We start from the raw sequence: 17,649 nt of genomic DNA on the forward strand, positions 1-17,649 counted from the left end.
GATCTGCCTCAGCGTGACGGCGACATCGGTGCGGGGGCGGCCGGCTCGCGATCGATTTCAGGCGCAAGGGTCCGCTCCGGTGCCGAACGCCTGCGCTGATCCCGGCCAGACGGCGCCTTCGGATCGAATACCTTCGGCGGCGGGACGGAGACGCCCTCCTTCCCGAAGGCAACGAGCATCCGTTCGGCACGCTGCTGCACGCGGGCGATCGAACGTTCTCCGAAACCCTGTTCCCGCATCGCCGTCGCCAGCACGGCCATCTGCATGACCCAGTCGTTTTCCGGATGTCGGGCATCATGCTGACGGCGCGGAGGTGCCTCCGTAACATGCGCGGCCAGGGAATCGGCGACGTGCGCGTCATCCGAGGGACGATCGGGTTTCGCGGGAATGGCCGACTCCAGGTCGCGCTGCACGACGTCGACCTGCCAGGTATTCCGGTAAACGTCCTTGTCTTCCTCACGAACCACATTGCCTTCGCCGTCGAAGACCGGCACGCGCACCGTCACGAGGCGCTTGCCGAGATTTTCGAGGACGACCTGCTGGCCGACGCCAGCTCCCGACTCGCGCACAGCGCGTTCGAGATCGACACCCCACACGGCCTGATCGACGCCTGCCGGATCGCGGAACACAACGTAATAGGAGTCACTGCGCGCGGGATTATGCAGATACGGCGCGCTGCTGTGCTCGCGCAGTTCACCGGCATAACGCCTCGGCGCATCGGGTTCGTCGCTGGCTGCGCTCCGATCCGCCTGCGGGGTGCGCGGTTCCCGCACAACATCGTGTCCCCGCGCAGGCGACGAGGTTCCATTGACGGTAGCTGCGGCAGCAGAAGGCGTCACCGGAGACACAGGCGACTGCGCATCCGCGCGGCTCTGTTGCCCCGTAGCTGCCGCCATCGTCGCCGTCGTCGGTGCCGCGAGCTCGATACGATTGTCGAGACGTGCCTGCCGCGCATCAGCGAGGCGTGCGAGGTCCGCCGCCTTCGGCTCGTAGCCGCTCACCTCGATCCCCAGCAATGCCGCCTGCAGCCAGACCTCGCTACGGAATACTTCGTGTCCCGACACGCGGATCCGCTGCCAGGACTTGGCATGCGCCATGTCGAGCATCGACTCGACCACGTCCGGCCGGTTGTGCTCGGTGACGAGGTACGGTCCCAGATCCTCGAAAGCGAGCTGGAACGGCGCGTCCTTCAGGAAATACTGATTGCCCGAGCGCATATAGCGTTTGGCCACGCGCTCGGGCGGCCGCTCAAGCGGCACGTAACCACGATCGACCGCAGACGCCATTCCGGCCGGTGCCGGTGCTCCTCCCTGCTGCGCCGCGTGTGCTCCCGCGCCGGGATCGTCCCGGACTGCCTGGTCGCGCAACCTTGCGCGGGCGGCGTCGAACTCACGCCGGCGCCTCGCAGAGACCGCATCCATCGCGGCCGAATCCAGCGTGTCCGGATAAATCTCGGACGGCGCCGGACCGCCATCGCCGCCCGGCACATCCTGCTCGATCACGTTGATGACCGGATCGGCCTCATGAGCCGAAGTTGTCTGCGCCATGTCGCCACCTCATATCCTTCAGGAAGGATCTGTCCGCGAGTCGCGAACCGCGTGTGCTATCGATCGGGCTCCGCGCCCGGCTCACGGGAGAAGCCTGGCTCCTTCGCTGGCTCCTTCGCTTTCTCCAGTGCTTCGGTCCGCAATTCCTGGATGCGTGCCCACGACCGCGCCTGCAACTGGTCGAGCATGCCTTCGAGATTCGGACTGAAGTTCAGCTCCTGGGCGGATTTCTTCAGTGAACGCACCGCCCGGTCGAGCAGATCACGCGCGCGGTCCCACGGATAAACCTTTGCCTCGCTGCCGTCGTAGCCGACCTGCAGCTCGGAGCCATTCAGTCGCGCGTTCTCGTTCATCCATTTCAGACGTTCGGAGACAAAGGTCATCTGATCCTTGCGATGAAACACGACGCTGCGCGTCGCCACCTCCTGGATCAGGTAGTGCTCGGTGTTGAACACCTCGCCGCGATACGGTCCGCCGTTCTCGCGCGGCGTACCCATCTTCAGCGGCGAACCGAACCGGTGTTCGGCGAGCGCCTTGATCTCGTTCGGCACATCACCCACAGCAAACAGGGGTTCGCCGACGGGCGGACGCGATGGAGGGAGGCGCGAGGGACTGGCGGCCGGCACCGTCGGCGGAACCGCATCCGGCGATGCGGTGACCTGAGAGTCTGCCGGGGCGGCCGCTGCCGGTTCAGCAGCGGCCGGCGACTCGCCTGCTGCGGGTGCATCCGGCGCAGCCGACTTCGATGTGCTTCGCTTCGACGACCGGCGGCGCGGACTGCCACCTTCGTCGGATAGCAGCTTCTCCTTGACGTTGCCCATTTCTCCGCCCTCCTCACGCTCGCCCATTTCAATCATGTTCACACCGTCCGCCTTCCCGATCGAACGGACCAACCCACGCAGATGCGTGCCGACTGCATCGAAGCCAGAGAGCACTGCCATGTCACTGAAATCGTTCGGCACCTTGTCGTCGATGCGGGCGTCGGCAGCAAACTGCGGCCAGGCCACGCGCGCCTGCGCGTCTTCTGCCGCCTGCCGGGCCTGCTCTTCGCCGCGGCCCAGTTCGCCGAGCACGATCAGATCCGCTTCGGGATAGCGCTCGCGCAGGCTCGTCGCCACCAGCGACAGGTTTCCGCTGGAGAGCGCCGCCACCGCAAACCAGCCCGTTGCACGCGAAGCGGACAACGCTGTCGCCATGCCCTCGGCGATCAGGATCAGCGACGACTCGGCGTCTGGAACCAGCGCCGGTTCCGTCATCCAGTAACCGCCCTTCTTCGCACCGCCAGCCAGCGACGACTTGAGTCCCTGTTCGTCGATCAACTCCAGCGTCGAGATAGTGCCGTTCCACACCGGCACGATCAGCACACGGCCCGCGAGCGTCTGCTCCTCGCTGGCCGGCGCATAGCCAAGCAATGCGTTCAGCTCCAGCGCGTCCAGTTCGCGCAACGTGTCCATCGGTTCCAGATGCTTGCGTGCGAGATACGGATGCGCCGGCCCGACCGGACGTGCCCAGTCCCAGATCGATGCGGCCTCGCGCGCGACGGCCGCATGGCGTGCCTGTCGCTGCGCCTCTTCGCGCTCGCGCCGCGCGAGCACTTCGGCAGACGGCGCCAGCACCGCCGTCATCTGATCGGGGTAATGCGCGCGACTGAGATCGAAACCGTGCTGGCGCGCATGCCAGAACAGCGTGGCCAGCGTCTTGCCGCCCGAGGCGCTGGCCGAGCGCCACGTGGTGCGCGCCGCGCGCTCGTTATAGTTGGCGGCCGTGCGGCTCCAGGCGTCCCAGATCTCGAAACCCTCGTCACCGAATCCGTGCTTGAGCGCAAATGCCATATCGACCCAGGTCCCGTAGTCGTCGGCCGGGATCGCAGCGAGGGCGGCACGCGCGCGCTCGGCCTCGTTCACATAGGGCGTGCTCATTGCCGCGCTCCTGTCGCTTGCGGACCATTCGACATGGCGCGCCGTGCCGGCGCAACGAAATCGAGTTCCGCCACATCGAGATCACCGGCAACCAGACGGCGGCGGGCTAGCTCGACTTTCTTCGCCGGTACGCCGAGCAGCATGAAATGCCGCTCCACATAGGCCACGGCATCGTCCTCGCTGATATCGGCCAGGTTAGGCGGCAGGTCGCGCGGGTCCCAATCCTGCAATACTTCGAGGTATTCGGGCGGCAGGTTGAGCAGCCCCGCTCCGTCCGGATCAATCTCGTCGGGATGCAGGTCGCGCAGCCGTCGTTCGGCTACCGCGCTGAAGTGCGCGAGATCCATAGCAGGCACCTCGGGTGCAGTGATCACGCGCGCGGCAAATTCGGGATCGCGCCAGTAGCAGATCTTGTCGGCCAGGATCGGCTTGGTGTTTTCGAGCACGATGATTTCCTTCTCGCGCCCCAGTTCTTTCAGTTCTTGCGGCAACAGAAGCGGCCGGCGCTGCTCGGACACGCTCTCGCTCGACCCGCCCCGCCCGCCGAAGATCGCGTTCGAGCGGCTCACGCTGCGCGACTGGTCGGTCAATGTACCGAGCATCTCTGAGTAATCATTGGCGTCTTTCTGCTCGCGCGGCGCATAGAGAATCTGCATCGCATGGTTCGTGATGAAGGTCCGCGCATCGGCCCGTCCGTAGACCGATTCGAGCTGCGCGATCGACTGGACGATCGACAGCAGGCGCAGGTTGTAGCCCGCCATGTAGGCCACCGCGCGGGCAAGAATGTGAATCTTGCCGATCGCCGTCATCTCGTCGAGCAGCAGCAGGCACTGGAACCGGAGCGTAGGATCGGCCTCGGGCAACTGCTTCGTGTTCAGGTTGATGACCTGCGAAAACAGCAGGTTCACGATCAGCGCCGCTTCGGCCAGGTGATCGGGCGTCACGCCGATATAGACGGAGATGCGGCGTCGCCGCAGATCGCGCGGATCGAAATCGTTCGCGCTCGTCGCCGCGTCCACAACGGGATTGGCCCAGATCGTCAGCGGCGCATTGAAGGTGGCAAGGACACTCGCCAGCACCTTGTCGTCGTTCGACAGGAAGCGGTTCAGCGCATCGACACACTGCCCCGACAGCAGGTCACGATGCTGGACCAGCGCACGCTGCAGATACGTCTTGACCGGCATGCCGTTGCCCGACGACTGCCGCAGCACCTCGCCCATCGTGACCCGGTAATTCGGGATCGATTTACCCTTGCCGACGCGACGCGCATCCCGCCACTCGCACAGCAGCAGCACGATCGCGAGGAACAGGTTTCGGGCCTGGTCCTTCCAGAAATCGTCGTGCCCGCCTGGCGGATACAGCGCGTAGCCGATCGCGAGGATGTCGCCGACCCGGAACAGGCCATCCGAAATCGCCGACAGCGGGTTGTAGCGATGCGTGCGACCGTCTTCGGCGAACGGATTGAACAGGTACACCTCTTGTCCGTGCGCGCGTCGGAAGCCGGCCGTGATGGCGTAGTTTTCCTGCTTCACATCGAGCACCACGACCGAATCGGGGAAACTGAGCAGGTTCGGAATCACGACGCCCACGCCCTTGCCCGAGCGCGCGGGTGCGGCCAGCAGCACGAACTGCTGCCCGGTGAAGCGCAGATAGCGGCCACGCCACACGCCCACGACAATCGCAGGCAGGGAACCGGGGTATGCGGGCGATGCGTGCGTCGTCATAGCAGTCCCGCCCGGCGGATTTCCGCCTCGCTCGCGAAACGCGCGCTGCCGTAGAGACGGCGCCGGCCCGAGCGGTCCCACAATGCGTGCAACCCGAACACCGGGCCGCCAAAGGACAGCAGCACGCCAAAGAGTGCAGCCCCCGCAAGCTTGCGGCCGGCGTTCGGCATCAGACCCTGCCGCCAGGCCAGTGCTGCGTCGAGCCAACCCGACAGGCCCGCGTGCAGGGGATTGATCCGCAGGCTTGCGTACAGGAAGAACGACGCGAGCCACAGGGACGCAGCCAGTCCGCCAAGGAGACAGGCCAGCACAACCAGCGTTATCGCTGCCGGTCGGGCATGCTGCAGCAGACGGGAAGATGGTCCAGTCATGGTCACCCCCTACACGAACGCGGTGCGCGCCTTGCGCACCGGATCGAACCAGACTTCAGTCATGCGCCAGCGCCTGCCGGTCTGCTCGCCTGCGGCATCGAATATAGGCTGCGCCTCCATGTGCGCGACGACATCGATCGTGAGGAACAGCAGGCGCTTGAGCGCGGCATCGTCCCAGGCAGCAGCCTCGGGGTGCTCCTTCGCCATCAGCGCGAAACGCTCGATCGCAACCGCGGCATTCGGTGCGTGGTAGCTCGTGATCGAGCCAGCGTGCCCCGTCGTCAGCAGCTTCAGGAAATCGTAGGCTTCGGCACCGCGCAGCTCGGCGAGCAGCACGCGGTCGGGACGCATACGCATGGTGCTGGCGATGAGATCGGCGGGCGTGACGCGCGCCTGGCCGTGGCCACCCTTGCTGTACAGCAGGTGAACGCAGTTCTCGATGTGGCGAATGAACAGCTCGCGGACATCCTCGATCGTCACGATCCGCTCGGTCGCCGGAATCGAACGGCACAGGGTTTTCATGAAACTGGTCTTGCCCGACCCCGTGTTGCCGACGACCACGAGATTGAGCCGGTCCGTCACCACACGATCGAAGAAGGCACCCCAGTCGTGCTCTTCCAGACACCGGACGAGACGGCGGTCCTCTGTGCGCAGCCCCGGCAGCGCCGCATCGAGCCCATCCGGTCGATGCCATACCGTGTCGTCGAACAGCCCCTCCTCTCGATAGGCATCGAGGCTTTTCTCGCGCGCAGACGGCCGGCGGATCGTGACGGACACCGTGCGCGGCGGAACGACCGGCGGCACCACGATCTGGATACGAGCGTCGCCCGGCAGCAGCGCCGACAGGACAGGATGCTGAGCCGAGATTTCCTGGTTCGTCAGCGTGGCAACCGCCACCGCGAACGACATCAGCCGGTCGAAATCGAGGTCCACGCAGTCGTGGCCGTGCCAGCCGCGCGAGTTCTCGGTCAGCACGCGCTGCGGCCGGTTGATGACGAGTTCGGTCACATCGGCGTCGTCGAGCAGCGGCGCGAACGGGCGCATCAGCTCACGTACGGAAGCGTCATCGGGCAGCCGGGCCGGCATCGGATCGTGGGGCGAATCCGACATGTCAGGACGGAACGTCATTGCGCACCCTCCGGCTTCAGGGAATAGACCGATCCGAAATCCAGATCGCGTGCGATGACGATCGTGAATTCCGCGCCCTGGTTCTGCGTCAGGGTCGGCGGGATGTTGATCGTGCTATCGAGCACACGCGTGGCCATGTCATTGCCCTGCTGCTGGGTGTTCTCGAACACCACCGACCCGTTGCTGTTGCCGCCGCGCGTGGCCAGATAGCCGATCGCGTCCTGCGCGATGCCGAGCAGCATCGCCGCGCCGATGCGCTGGCCCCAGTGGTTATTCACGTAACCGTCGACACCCATGCGGCCGAGCGCATCGGCGGCCGGCGAGTCGATCTCGACCGTCACGCCGTTCGGGGTCTTGATGCGCGCCGACAGCACGAAGACGCGCTTCTTCCCCGGCGCCAGGTTCGAGCGGTACTCGCTGTTGATCTGCGAACCGCGTTCGATCAGCAGCACATGCCCATCGTCCGAGTACACGTTTTTTGTGACCGTACAGGTCGAGATCCCGGCTTCGGTCGAATCGAAGGCCGTGTCGCCCACGCAGTCGATCTTGGCCCCTTGTGCCAGGATGAGACTGCGATTGCCGAGCATCGCGGCGCGCACACGCGGCGTTGCTGTCGGCGTCAGGGCCTGGGCGAGCGCGCCGCCCGCCTGGCTCACGCCCGGAGCCGCCACGCTACCGGATACGGCTGCGGCGACCGATGAAGCGGCACCGGCAACGCTTCCGGCCTCGAGCACGCCAGGCAGCCCGACCGCAGCCTCCTGCCCGCCGCCCGTCGCCAGCAGGGGCGCGTCGTAATAGCTGCGGGTTGCTATCGCGTGCGGGGTGCTAACCGGGGCGACAGTCACACCCGACGCCGACACGGGATGAACGACAACGGTACTCGCGGGTGCCGGAGCCGATGCCGCGATGACCGCAGACGCAGGTGCATCCCGGAACGTGCGGCCCTGCGTAGACGTGTCGGCCACGGAATCACGCCGCGCCTTCGCCTCGGCATCGTGACGCGCGAGGAAACCATGCACGGTCCAGACCGCACCGGCGCCGACCACCAGTACGATCGCGATCGGCGTCAGCCACCAGGCTCGCGGACGGGCGCTACGGTACTGGCCCAGCGCCGGCATGCCGCGATCGGCGGACATCGGCACGGCACCACCACTCGGGTTCCGCGCTCGCTGCTGGCCCGCGGAATCGTCAGGCTCAATCAAGTTGCGTCCGGTATCGTCATTCATCGCCGTGGCTCCGCAGGACACGCTTCACGCCGCTGACCGTGGTGCCGTCATGCGGCGGCACGCCGTCCATGTCGTAGGCGTCGTTCCAGATCCCGACGACTTCCTTGCCGAGCCGCAGCACGAACCGCTTTGCAACCTCATGCACGACAATCGTGTCGCCCTCGACGTGCCTGTCGACCACGCTCTCCGTGCCGTCGTCCGCCACCCGGAAAACCGCCGGCATGCGACGGTTGTTCGGGATGCGCAGATAGGTGAAGCGCCCGTCGTCCCATGCGGCGGTCGCTGCGATATCGTCCGAATCCCGCATGACCTGCATCGAGTACCGTGCATTGCGCACAGTCGGCGGTTGAGCCAGTCGCTTCCCGACCAGCCCGGCATCCGAATCCGCATGAGCCTGCTTCGCCAGTTCGTCCGGGTAGACGAAGGTCACGCGGTACATCACACGGTCGTTGCCGAATTTCGACTGGAGCGGCAGCACCACCAGATCGAAGCTGTAGCTGCGGCGGTCCGTGCGGATCTCGAGGTTCGAGTCGTGCGCGGCGAGCTGCGGCTTCAGGTACACGTCGTGATCGCCCCTGTTCGCAACGATCTGCCAGCCGTCCCGGTCACCGGGCGCGACCACCTGGATCTGCTCTTGCGGATCGAGCGCGATATGCGTGGCGAAACCGCGCTGCGCCTCGACGCGTACCACCTCGTCCGCGTGATAGATCACCTGGCGCACGCGCGAGTCGTCGTTCCAGCCTGGCAGATCGACCGCGTGGACCATCCCCGAAAACAGCAGGCTCGCCATCGCCATAGTGGAGAGAAGCATTCTCATGGCGTGCCTCCCACCGCCGCAGCGGAGGCTGGCGGCGTATATTCGGGATCGCGGCTGTAGGCCGTGACCTTGAAGCCGAACGGATTGGCGATGGCCACGCTCTCGCGCGTAAACACGGGTGGCCGGTAGGTATAGGCCAGCGTGATCACGAAACGCTGCGTCGGCTCGGCGTCGGCCTGGCCGTTTTTAAACGAGGTGCGCTCGACATGCACGACCGCGTGGCCCGGTTCATCGGGCGGCAGCGTGACCGAGAGAATCCGCACACGCCGCTCGGTACCCGCCCCGAGCTGCCGGTCGAGCGCATCGGGACCGCTGTAGATGCCGCGGTAGTCGCGCGCGACCACGTCATCGCTCATCGCGAGCACGCTGTCGTAGTCCATCTGCAGCAGGCCCCAGTCATAGCGTTCGCGCTCGCGCACGTAGGTCTCGACCCAGTGCTTGTCCTGGATCTCCTTCGTACGCACATGGCGCGCATCGAGTACGTCGATCACCTGGGACTCGCCCGTCAGGCGATCGACCTCGATCGGCAAAGGCACGACGCGGTAGAACGGCACCATCACCGCGAGTGCGGTCACGCTCAGCACGGCGACGCCGACTGCCGCATAGGCGACATGCCACGCGCGCCGTTCGGAGCGTTCCTGCAGCCAGGTCAGCGACGCCTCGATGTCGAGCACGCGCCCGTAGTCGTGCGGCGCGCTCATGACCGGTCTCCAGTTTCAGGTGCAGCCGGTACATCGGGAACAGGCAGCACACGATTGACCGGCACACGGTGCAGGCCATCCGGCAGAACCGGTTTCGGTGGACTACTGCTGCACGCGGCCAAGCTCCAGACGATGCAGCCGGCGAGGATCAGGGGAGTCGGCACGGACATGGCTTCCTCCTCAGTTCCCGAACGACGCGGGAACCATCTGGTCCTGCAGGCGGCTGGTCTTGCCCGCGCGACTTAGTACCAGTTCACCCTGCTGCTCGGCCACGAGCCTGTCCTCGGCGTCGGACAGCATCCGGAACAGTTGGAGCTTCGTCATCTCGTTGTTGACCGTCGTCGTCTCGGCCTGGATGCGTGCCTGCAGTTCGGCGATGCCCTTCGGATCCTGGGTCACATCGATCTGCTGCGCGAGGCTCTGGATCTGGTTCAGCTCCTGCAGCTCGGTCTGGTACGCCTGCTGCCCGAACGCCTTGTCCTGGAACGGCTTGTTCAACGCACGCTGGCAGACCTGCTGGTCGATCCCGGTCTGGTCCTCGCAGTTGTAGATCTGGCTCGCCGAACGCAGCGCCTGCGCACTGCCCGTCAGGCCCGCGTAGCCGCCGTTCTGGACCGCCGTGTAGACGCTCTGCCAGTTCGACGGCAGCGACTTCGCCACGACCGGATTGCTCATCAGCGCACCGAAACCGCGCGTGCCGACCGTCGACTGGTAGATCTGGATTTCCTGCTGCACCTGCTGCTCCAGTTGGGCGACCGTCGCGATGGCCTGCGCGACGTTCTGCGCGTCAAAGACCGGGATGCCCTGCGCGTGCGCGCCGCCGCACCACATTGCCGGTACGAACACCGCACCGATCCATCTGTTTCGTCCGCTCATCGTCATCACCTCACCGTCCGTATTCAATCGCCCTGCTGGCCCAGGTTCGCGCGCGCCGCGCGCTGATAGGCGGGCGTCGTTCCACCACCCGATCCGCCACCGGAACCTGTCCGGTCATGAATCTCGCCGCCGGAACGCGGGCCGCGTCCGTTGCCCCTGAGCGCGCGGCCGATGGCCGTCATGGCGCTGCGCGAAGCAACACCCGCCACGAACGCGCCGAAACCGGAAAGCGTTGCGCCACCTGACAGGCCCGACGCGACAGACGGCAACTGCCAGCCGACCATGGCGAGAAACACGCCGGTCGCAAACAGGCCGAGCGCCGTGGCGGCCGCCGCCGCGTCGTCGAGCGCGGCCGAGATGCCCTGCATCACGACCGACGCATCGGCGCCGGGCGAGGCAGTCGCATGAAGCGTGGTGAGATCGGAAGAAAACGCCGTGAGCGCCATGCCGAGGAAGGCAGCAACGAGCACCTGCAGCAGCGCGTAATTGACGACCTTCGCGGTCCATGCCTCGAAGAAGCGGGCGGTCGGAGAGAACGCCGCGCAGGCAATGAAGACGGGGCCCAGGCCGAGTACGAGATCGAGCAGCATCCGCGCCATCACGACCTCGAACGCGAGCACGATCAGGAAGATCGAGCCGCCGAGCGCGGCTATCAGACCGCACGTAAAGTCGCCAATGGCGGCGGCGAGGCCGCTCGGACTGAATCCCTCATGCGTCGCCTTGTCGAAGTAGGCGTCCATCACGAGATCGATCTGCTGGTCATAACAGTCGAGCGTCTGGTAGATGCTGGTCGCAGCACCCTGCCCCGTCACGCTGCTGCCGTTGACTGAGCCGCAACCCGGATTGCCGCCACCTGTGGTATTCGCCGCGTTCTGGATCGTCTGCGCTAGCCCGGACGTCGCACCATCAACAGCGGTCACGACCTGCTGCTGGTAGATGCCGGTGCTCAGCGCGAACGCGAGCGTGATCGCCACTTTAAGTCCGCGCCACGCGAACGCCGGCACGGCTTCGTGTGCTTCACCGCGCACGACCGCGAGACCATAGGCGAGCACCCAGATCGTGACGCCAGTAGTCACAACAGGCACAAGCGCGCCGGACAGCGCCGACGAGACGTTCGTGACGTAGGTCGACATGCCGTTTTCGAGGGTGCCGCCGACAGCGGTGAAGAGGCCGCTCATCGCACACCTCCCTGCCCTGACTCCGGCCCTGGCCAGTGCTTCGACTGGCGCGCACGGGCCTGTTCTGACTGCGCCGCGCGGCGCTTCGCCAGCTGCTCGTGGAAGATGGGCAACCAGTTCTGCGGCAGGTCGCCGACCTGGGCGCGGATCGTGTCGAGCAGTTCCACGTTGTCGGTCGTGCCGGACAACACGTCGAGCACGTCGCCCAGACCCGCGAGATCGAGCCGGCCAATGGCCGAGCGATGTCCCTGCTTGACGAGGAACATGCGGCTGTTCTCGCCAAGATTGCGCACGATGTTGAATTCGGCCTCGGTCAGCTTGAAGCCGCGTACGTAGTCGTCGTAATCGGCGCGCGGGTTCGGCAGGAAGAAGAACGTCGCGCTCTGCTCGATCAGCGCACTGGCAATCGGGCTGCGCAGCACATCGGCCGGCGACTGCGTGTCGAAGATCCCGAGCCCGTTCTGCTTGCGGATCGTCTTCTGCTTGTTCTGGGCAAAGTCGGTGAAGACCGGATCGCCCAGGCGCTTCCAGAATTCGGTCATGACGTACACGAAACGCCGGCCGTCGATCAGGTTTTCGGTCCGGTGCAGCAGGTACATCGTGACAGGCGTGGCGACCTCCGCGTCGTCGAGCAGCTCGGTATCGTCGAAGCCGAACAGCGTCGCGTGCGCAAGATCGATGCGGTCGGTCGGGTTGTCGAGCACCCAGCCCAGGCGGCCGCCCGCGCACCATTTGGCGAGCCGCGCATGCAGGCTGTTCTCGCCCACGTTCGGCAGGAGTTGCCGGACCATCGAGAGACGCCGCAGCGGCTTGTCCATGCGCGCGACCTCGCGCACCGCGCGCGAGATGTCGAGTTCGTCCTTCGCGGACAGTGCCACGCCGATGTCAACGAGCTTGCGGACCAGCCGCTCCCAGAAATCGATCACAGGTTCGCCCGGTTCCATCTGGAACGGGTTCAGCCCGGTCGGCTCGCCGCGACGAAACACCGTATAGGTGCCTCCCATCGCCCGGATCGCGATCTCGGTGCCGCGGTCCTTGTCGAACAGCACGGCCGTGATGCCGTACTTCGTCGCCATCGCGAGCAGGAACAGTTCGAGCACAGTCTTGCCCGCGCCGGCACGGCCGATGATCTGGGTATTGGCGAGCGCCTTCTCGTCGAGCGAATCCTGCTTGTCGGGCGTGACGTGGAAATTCAGGTAGAGCGGCTGGCCGCTCGGCGTCTTGACGATAGTGATCGCCTCGCCCCACGGATTGCCGTCGCGTTTTCCCGTCGCAAAATTGTGCAGGCTCGACAGGCCGCAGAAATTGCGCGAGGTGAGCTTCGCTTCGCGTGGGCGGTAGCGCCAGTTGCCCGGTAGCTGCGCGAACCAGGCCGCATCAGAGACGAGGTCGATCAGTGCGGTCTGGAAGCCGGCATCGGCCAGTTGCGTGCGCGCCTTCGCCACGCTGCGCGATACGTCATCCAGCGTGTCGCCGAGCACGGCCAGCGAATAGTGATGTTCGCCGAGGACGAAATCGCCGTTGACCAGTTCATCGAGCGCGCGGTCCATTGCCTCGACCTGCGACACGGCGACATCCTCGCCCGCGATCAGCTGGTTGCGCTGCCGCTCCAGCGCTTCCTTCGCGCTGGGCCGGTCGAGAATCGTAAGCGACTGCGTCTCGATGTACTCGAAGTCGCCGTACAGCAGGCCGTTGAGCATCCCTGGTTCGGTGTCTTCCGGATAGTCCTTCAGGTCGAGCATCGCGGCGAAGCGCGTTGCGGCCGGCATACGGATCTCGATCTTCTCGGCACCGACGAACAGGCGTGAGGTCGGCAGCGCCTCGCGGATCGGGCCGGACGGTACGGGCTCGCGCTCCCAGACGCCGTTCACCAGATAACCGAACAGTTCCAGTGCCGACGAATAGCGGCGCGGGTGTGGCGTGAAGGGACTTTGCCGCGTATAGACGCCGAGCGCGACCGGATCGTAGGGCTTGAGGCTCGATTCAACCTGGGCGGCCAGCTCGGCCATGACCTTCAGCGCATCGAGCTGGTCGCGCCGGATATCGTCGCGCGTGCGCCGCGCGGCGCGACTGAAAACCCGCCCGAGCCGGGTGCGGTTCGGCCGGTAGACCAGCGTCAGGTACAGCTCGTTGGCCATCATCCGGTAGCCCGCGAAGCTCGCGTAGTAGCGCGTCGCCAGTTCCTCGCAGAAGCGGTTGCGGTACTCCGTCGAGAAGCGGTCCGTCACGCGCCGGCGCAGGCGATGCGACCACAGCGCCACATGGCCGCCGGCCAGGCCCCGTACGAACTGGTTGAAGCCGTCGTGCCGCGCGAGAATATCGGCCGGGTCTGCCGCCTCGAACGCGATGCCGGCGATCTTCCAGACCTGCAGGTAGTCGCCTTCGCGTGTCTTGACGACGTAGTCGGTGACGTGCGTCGAGTACGGGATATAGCCTGCGAGCGGCACTTCCCGGTTGGCGACGGACACAAGTTGCGGTTCGGCCGGCATGTCACGTCCTCCTCTTCAGGCGGACCGGTACGTAGGCGTGCCCGCCCCAGAAGCGGCGGTTGCGCTGGCGCAGCACCATACGTAGGCGCAACAGGTACTGCGCGAGGCGCTGGTCGTCGTGGCGCGTGATCACACGCATCACGACAAACACCGGGATCATCAGGAAAAGGATCGCGACGCCGAGCGGCGGACTCGCGAGCAACGCCCAGATGGCCGGGATCAGCATGCCGCCGCCGATCATCAGGAAGGCCACCAGCGGCACGCCCCAGATCATTGCGGGGCGCGTGGCACCCTTGAAGACAGGATCCTTGAGCGGATTCATGGTTCGCGCTCCCGGATCAGCTCGTCGGAATCAGCATGCCGGCGATCACGGTCGCGCAGCCGACGAAGAGCCCGCCGATGAACACGTTGGCGATGTCGCCGAAACGGGCGTGCTGGAACATCATCCGGAAGCCGGCCCAGATGATGGAGATCGAGCAGATCACGCCGCCGACACCGAGCAGCGTCGTCTGGATCGTGGTCAGCAGCGTGTTGACCTGGGAGAGTTGGGCCCACGCGGGCGACGTAGCCAGCAGTCCCACAGATGCCGTGATTACCCATCGGGCTACCAGTCGAGCACCCCGTCCCCCATCTGGATTGGTGCGGATACGCGTCAGACAACTTAGATATCCTGATTTCATTTACGGCTCCTCTACGCACTGAATCCTTTTCCGTTACTGCCCGGCTGACGGGCTAGAACACCACGGCGCTACCGTCTGGATCGGCGCCGGAACTCGGGGATGACGTATCTGCCGGTTTCGATGCGGAATGCGGTTCGGTTTGGGATTGCTCCGGCGATCTGCGGGCACCGACATCGACCGGAATGACCGGGATCGGCGCAATGGCTGGCACGACGACGGACGTCGTGGGCGTCGACGCGGCGCTGGCGTTGCCAACCACACGCTGTACATAGCCCGTCCGGTAGCCGGTCGAGAAATCGCCGCTGGCGTAGCAGGACAGGCCTGCGCGGAGGTCCGACTGGGCATCGGCCGATGCACGCGCATGTGCCCGCCGCGCCAGTTCGAAGCAGCCCTGGAGAATCGCGGCGCCTGCGGCCAGGTTGCGGCACGTGTCGAACGCGCTGCGCTCGCCCAGGCCATAGACCGGCCAGTTGGAGCGGTTCACCTGCGCGAGCCCGACGCTGAAATTCCAGCCGCCGCGCTCCAGCGCATGTACCGTTGCAGCGGCCTCGGCCTCGTTTGCGGGCTGACGCTCAAGCCGGCCATGTACAACGCCGATCGCATACGGGTTGAAGCCCGATTCGGTTCGCACGATTGCAGCCATCGTCAACGGCGAAACCTGCGGCGCGCACTGCTGCGCGAGCGCGATGAAGTCGAGCGGCAACATCACTGGCCCCCACCGCTCGCGCCGTCCTGCTGCTCCATCTGCTGCAGGAACCTCGAGGCGGACTGCGACGGGTCATATGTGACCTGCGTGCTGCCCGCGCCGTAGAATTCGGTGAGCGTGCGATCCTGACCGCTCACGTCCCACCAGACGCGGGTGTAGAGCTGGTTGTCGATCTCGACGTTGATCGCCCCGGTGGCGCGGCACAGCAACTCGCTCTGCTCGGAGCCGCCCCAGTACAGCAGGTCTTCGCGGCAGTACCCACCGCTTGCGAAGGTGCTGGTCGCAAACGTGCCCTGGGAACCGCCGGCGCCGAAGTCGCAGGTCGGAAACGGCTCGCCGTGACGCAGTGCACTCCACAGTTTCTCGATCGGTGGTACGCACTCGCCGTACTGTTCCGGGCCACCAGGATTGGACAGGCACAGGAGCACCTGGCAGCCCCAGTCATCTGCGTGGGCCACACCGGGTGCGAAGATCGAGGTGCTGGAAAGCAGCATCAACGCCATCGACCAGCGGCGCGCGATACGTTGTATCGCACGCGGTCCGGGACACCGGGGAACAGTCCGACCCGTCTTCACGATCCACCCTCCATCCATTCCATCAAGCCGAAGTACCGAAACGGATGTGCGCGGAAAAAGGAACCCGCGGGGCCGGGGAGGCACGCCGCGGGTTCAAGGGGGATCAGCACCAGACAATAAAAAAGCCTGCGACCATCGGGTTGGCAGGCTTTATTCGCATCCCGGCCACCACACCAACGCACATACGTCGGTACATCGGGCCGCTAACGCGTACTCGGTCTTGCGTTTGTGCATCGACCGGAACAGGTTGTTGACTGCACTCTAGACTCGACTCTGCGGCGAATCAAGCGTCGAAATTGCCGGGTTTTATGGGGCGTCGTCCCGTGAGTTCCTGGGCGATCCGGCAAGATCCGAAAAAAAGTTTATGTCGTGCCTTTCTCGAGCTGGCGTGCGAGCGCGCGCCGGGCCGACGCCAGTTCCAGCTCATACCGGCTGCGCGGATGACGGGGAATCCGGAGGCGACGGCACACCACCTCGCGACCAGCGTGCCACAGGTACACCATGCGAAGCAACTCCTTGTGATGAGGCTCGAGGCATCGCCATGCAGCCTCGATCTTCGCCGCGTCGACCGCATCATGCGGACCGCGCGCGGCGTTTGCCCAGTTATCCAGCCGGGATTCGAGCGAGGTACGGGATACGTCAATCATCGCCGTTCCCCTCGCTGGGCGTGGTGGACGACACCCGGTATCCGGCCGGGTCCGCCAGAAATAACTCGATCTCCGATACACGCCACCCAACCATTCTCCCGCCGAGTGAAATCGCCCGGGGAAACGTGCCGTCCCGCATCCGCTGATAGATCGTCGAACGAGACAACCCGACAAGCTGCTCGACCTGCCTGCGACGCAAAATCGCGCCTGCCACCTGTATCGAATCCGACATGATTTCCGTCCTCCTGGCTTTGCCCGGATCTGACCGGCACAGATCCGATTCAAGCAGCAGGAGACGGAGCGGAAAATCCCGTCATGCCGGCGGAATCATCCGTCGGGGTTTGGCTTCAACGGTGACGGCCATCTGCATCGCCGAGGGAGTCGGGGCGCAGTGCAGCCGCAAACGACTGCGCGTTGCGGGAGGCCTCCCCATCGGCCTGCCCTTTGAGCCCGAGCTTCGCATCAATGGCGCGTGCAACGGTTGACGACTTGGGTGGACGCTCCGGGTCCCACTGTGCCCAGTGCTCCCACATAACCTCAAAGAGAAGAGAAAGCGTGCGCGTCAGGTGCGGCAGCCGGACGATGACGCTGCTGCCCGCATGGTCCGATGGAACCTGGAGCGACCGATCCCGCTCCGTCGTGTACTCCAGCAGTCCCGAATACTGTTCGAGGCGCTGCTCGAGACTGTCCTCAAGCGCATGATGAAGTGCAGCGGTACGCGCGAGGGCGCGCTCGAGCTGCAGAATTCGCTGGTCACGTCCGCGCAGACGGCATGCGAGACGCGATGCGTGAGCCTCGGCGTCTTCGAAACGGGTTCGCCAGTACTCGACCGATTCAGTGAGAACCTCGCTGTCTGCGGTGTGAAGATCACCACTCCTGGAATGGCACATCTGCCCTCCTTCCCCTCCGTGCATTATCAGCAGGACGGTAACGAATCCCCGATTCACAATTGCTCTTATATATGATCTTACAAAAGCAATCTAGAAAGGGAACTGCTCGGACGCAAGACAGATAAAGTGGCCGGCACGTTAACTATCCGGCCATCAGCAAAACTCACCGCATCGG

At 65.3% G+C, this 17,649-nt stretch carries 18 protein-coding genes; all 18 read right to left on the reverse strand.

Going from position 1 to position 17,649, the window contains the following annotated elements; translation table 11 throughout:
* Positions 1-8: 8 nt before the first annotated feature.
* Entirely contained in the window at positions 9-1,547 is a 1,539-nt protein-coding gene (locus C7402_RS16420; RefSeq protein WP_116611332.1) for an LPD7 domain-containing protein, read from the reverse strand.
* A gap of 56 nt (positions 1,548-1,603) precedes the next feature.
* Positions 1,604-3,466, reverse strand: a complete 1,863-nt coding sequence (locus C7402_RS16425; protein ID WP_116611333.1) for a PriCT-2 domain-containing protein — start codon at positions 3,464-3,466, stop codon at positions 1,604-1,606.
* Complete coding sequence (locus C7402_RS16430) at positions 3,463-5,190, reverse strand: type IV secretory system conjugative DNA transfer family protein (protein WP_116611334.1); 1,728 nt, start codon at positions 5,188-5,190, stop codon at positions 3,463-3,465. The genes C7402_RS16425 and C7402_RS16430 overlap by 4 nt, the downstream gene beginning before the upstream one ends.
* Positions 5,187-5,561 carry a hypothetical protein gene (locus C7402_RS16435; RefSeq protein ID WP_116611335.1) on the reverse strand — a complete coding sequence of 125 codons (375 nt, stop codon included), beginning with the start codon at positions 5,559-5,561 and terminating at the stop codon, positions 5,187-5,189. The genes C7402_RS16430 and C7402_RS16435 overlap by 4 nt, the downstream gene beginning before the upstream one ends.
* Positions 5,562-5,570: 9 nt before the next feature.
* Entirely contained in the window at positions 5,571-6,689 is a 1,119-nt protein-coding gene (gene virB11, locus C7402_RS16440) for a P-type DNA transfer ATPase VirB11 (RefSeq protein WP_116611336.1), read from the reverse strand.
* Positions 6,686-7,915, reverse strand: a complete 1,230-nt coding sequence (gene virB10, locus C7402_RS16445) for a type IV secretion system protein VirB10 (RefSeq protein WP_116611337.1) — start codon at positions 7,913-7,915, stop codon at positions 6,686-6,688. The genes virB11 and virB10 overlap by 4 nt, the downstream gene beginning before the upstream one ends.
* Entirely contained in the window at positions 7,908-8,732 is an 825-nt protein-coding gene (locus tag C7402_RS16450) for a TrbG/VirB9 family P-type conjugative transfer protein (protein WP_116611338.1), read from the reverse strand. The genes virB10 and C7402_RS16450 overlap by 8 nt, the downstream gene beginning before the upstream one ends.
* The gene (locus tag C7402_RS16455) at positions 8,729-9,433 is read right to left on the reverse strand and encodes a VirB8 family type IV secretion system protein (protein ID WP_116611339.1); all 705 of its coding nucleotides are present in this window, start codon (positions 9,431-9,433) and stop codon (positions 8,729-8,731) included. Before C7402_RS16455 ends, C7402_RS16450 begins: the two co-directional genes overlap by 4 nt.
* A 180-nt stretch (positions 9,434-9,613) precedes the next feature.
* Positions 9,614-10,309: a P-type DNA transfer protein VirB5 gene (gene virB5, locus C7402_RS16460; RefSeq protein ID WP_116611442.1), complete on the reverse strand. Its 696-nt coding sequence runs from the start codon at positions 10,307-10,309 to the stop codon at positions 9,614-9,616.
* 23 nt (positions 10,310-10,332) lie between these two features.
* A complete protein-coding gene (locus C7402_RS16465) occupies positions 10,333-11,487 on the reverse strand; it encodes a TrbL/VirB6 family protein (protein WP_116611340.1) in 1,155 nt (384 codons plus the stop codon).
* Positions 11,484-13,976, reverse strand: a complete 2,493-nt coding sequence (locus C7402_RS16470; RefSeq protein WP_116611341.1) for a VirB4 family type IV secretion/conjugal transfer ATPase — start codon at positions 13,974-13,976, stop codon at positions 11,484-11,486. Before C7402_RS16470 ends, C7402_RS16465 begins: the two co-directional genes overlap by 4 nt.
* A 1-nt stretch (position 13,977) precedes the next feature.
* Positions 13,978-14,298, reverse strand: a complete 321-nt coding sequence (locus tag C7402_RS16475; protein WP_116611342.1) for a VirB3 family type IV secretion system protein — start codon at positions 14,296-14,298, stop codon at positions 13,978-13,980.
* 16 nt (positions 14,299-14,314) lie between these two features.
* On the reverse strand, positions 14,315-14,656 hold the full coding sequence (locus C7402_RS16480) for a TrbC/VirB2 family protein (RefSeq protein ID WP_110329414.1): 342 nt from the start codon (positions 14,654-14,656) through the stop codon (positions 14,315-14,317).
* Positions 14,657-14,708: 52 nt separating this feature from the next.
* Positions 14,709-15,362: a lytic transglycosylase domain-containing protein gene (locus C7402_RS16485; RefSeq protein ID WP_116611343.1), complete on the reverse strand. Its 654-nt coding sequence runs from the start codon at positions 15,360-15,362 to the stop codon at positions 14,709-14,711.
* On the reverse strand, positions 15,362-15,856 hold the full coding sequence (locus tag C7402_RS16490; protein WP_244314865.1) for a hypothetical protein: 495 nt from the start codon (positions 15,854-15,856) through the stop codon (positions 15,362-15,364). The genes C7402_RS16485 and C7402_RS16490 overlap by 1 nt, the downstream gene beginning before the upstream one ends.
* Before the next feature lie 443 nt (positions 15,857-16,299).
* Complete coding sequence (locus C7402_RS16495) at positions 16,300-16,584, reverse strand: hypothetical protein (protein WP_110329417.1); 285 nt, start codon at positions 16,582-16,584, stop codon at positions 16,300-16,302.
* On the reverse strand, positions 16,577-16,816 hold the full coding sequence (locus C7402_RS16500; RefSeq protein ID WP_110329418.1) for a helix-turn-helix transcriptional regulator: 240 nt from the start codon (positions 16,814-16,816) through the stop codon (positions 16,577-16,579). The genes C7402_RS16495 and C7402_RS16500 overlap by 8 nt, the downstream gene beginning before the upstream one ends.
* Before the next feature lie 115 nt (positions 16,817-16,931).
* Positions 16,932-17,474 carry a hypothetical protein gene (locus C7402_RS16505; RefSeq protein WP_224042243.1) on the reverse strand — a complete coding sequence of 181 codons (543 nt, stop codon included), beginning with the start codon at positions 17,472-17,474 and terminating at the stop codon, positions 16,932-16,934.
* Positions 17,475-17,649: the final 175 nt, after the last annotated feature.

Origin of the sequence: Paraburkholderia unamae (assembly GCF_003096875.1) — a bacterium.
GTDB lineage: Bacteria > Pseudomonadota > Gammaproteobacteria > Burkholderiales > Burkholderiaceae > Paraburkholderia > Paraburkholderia unamae.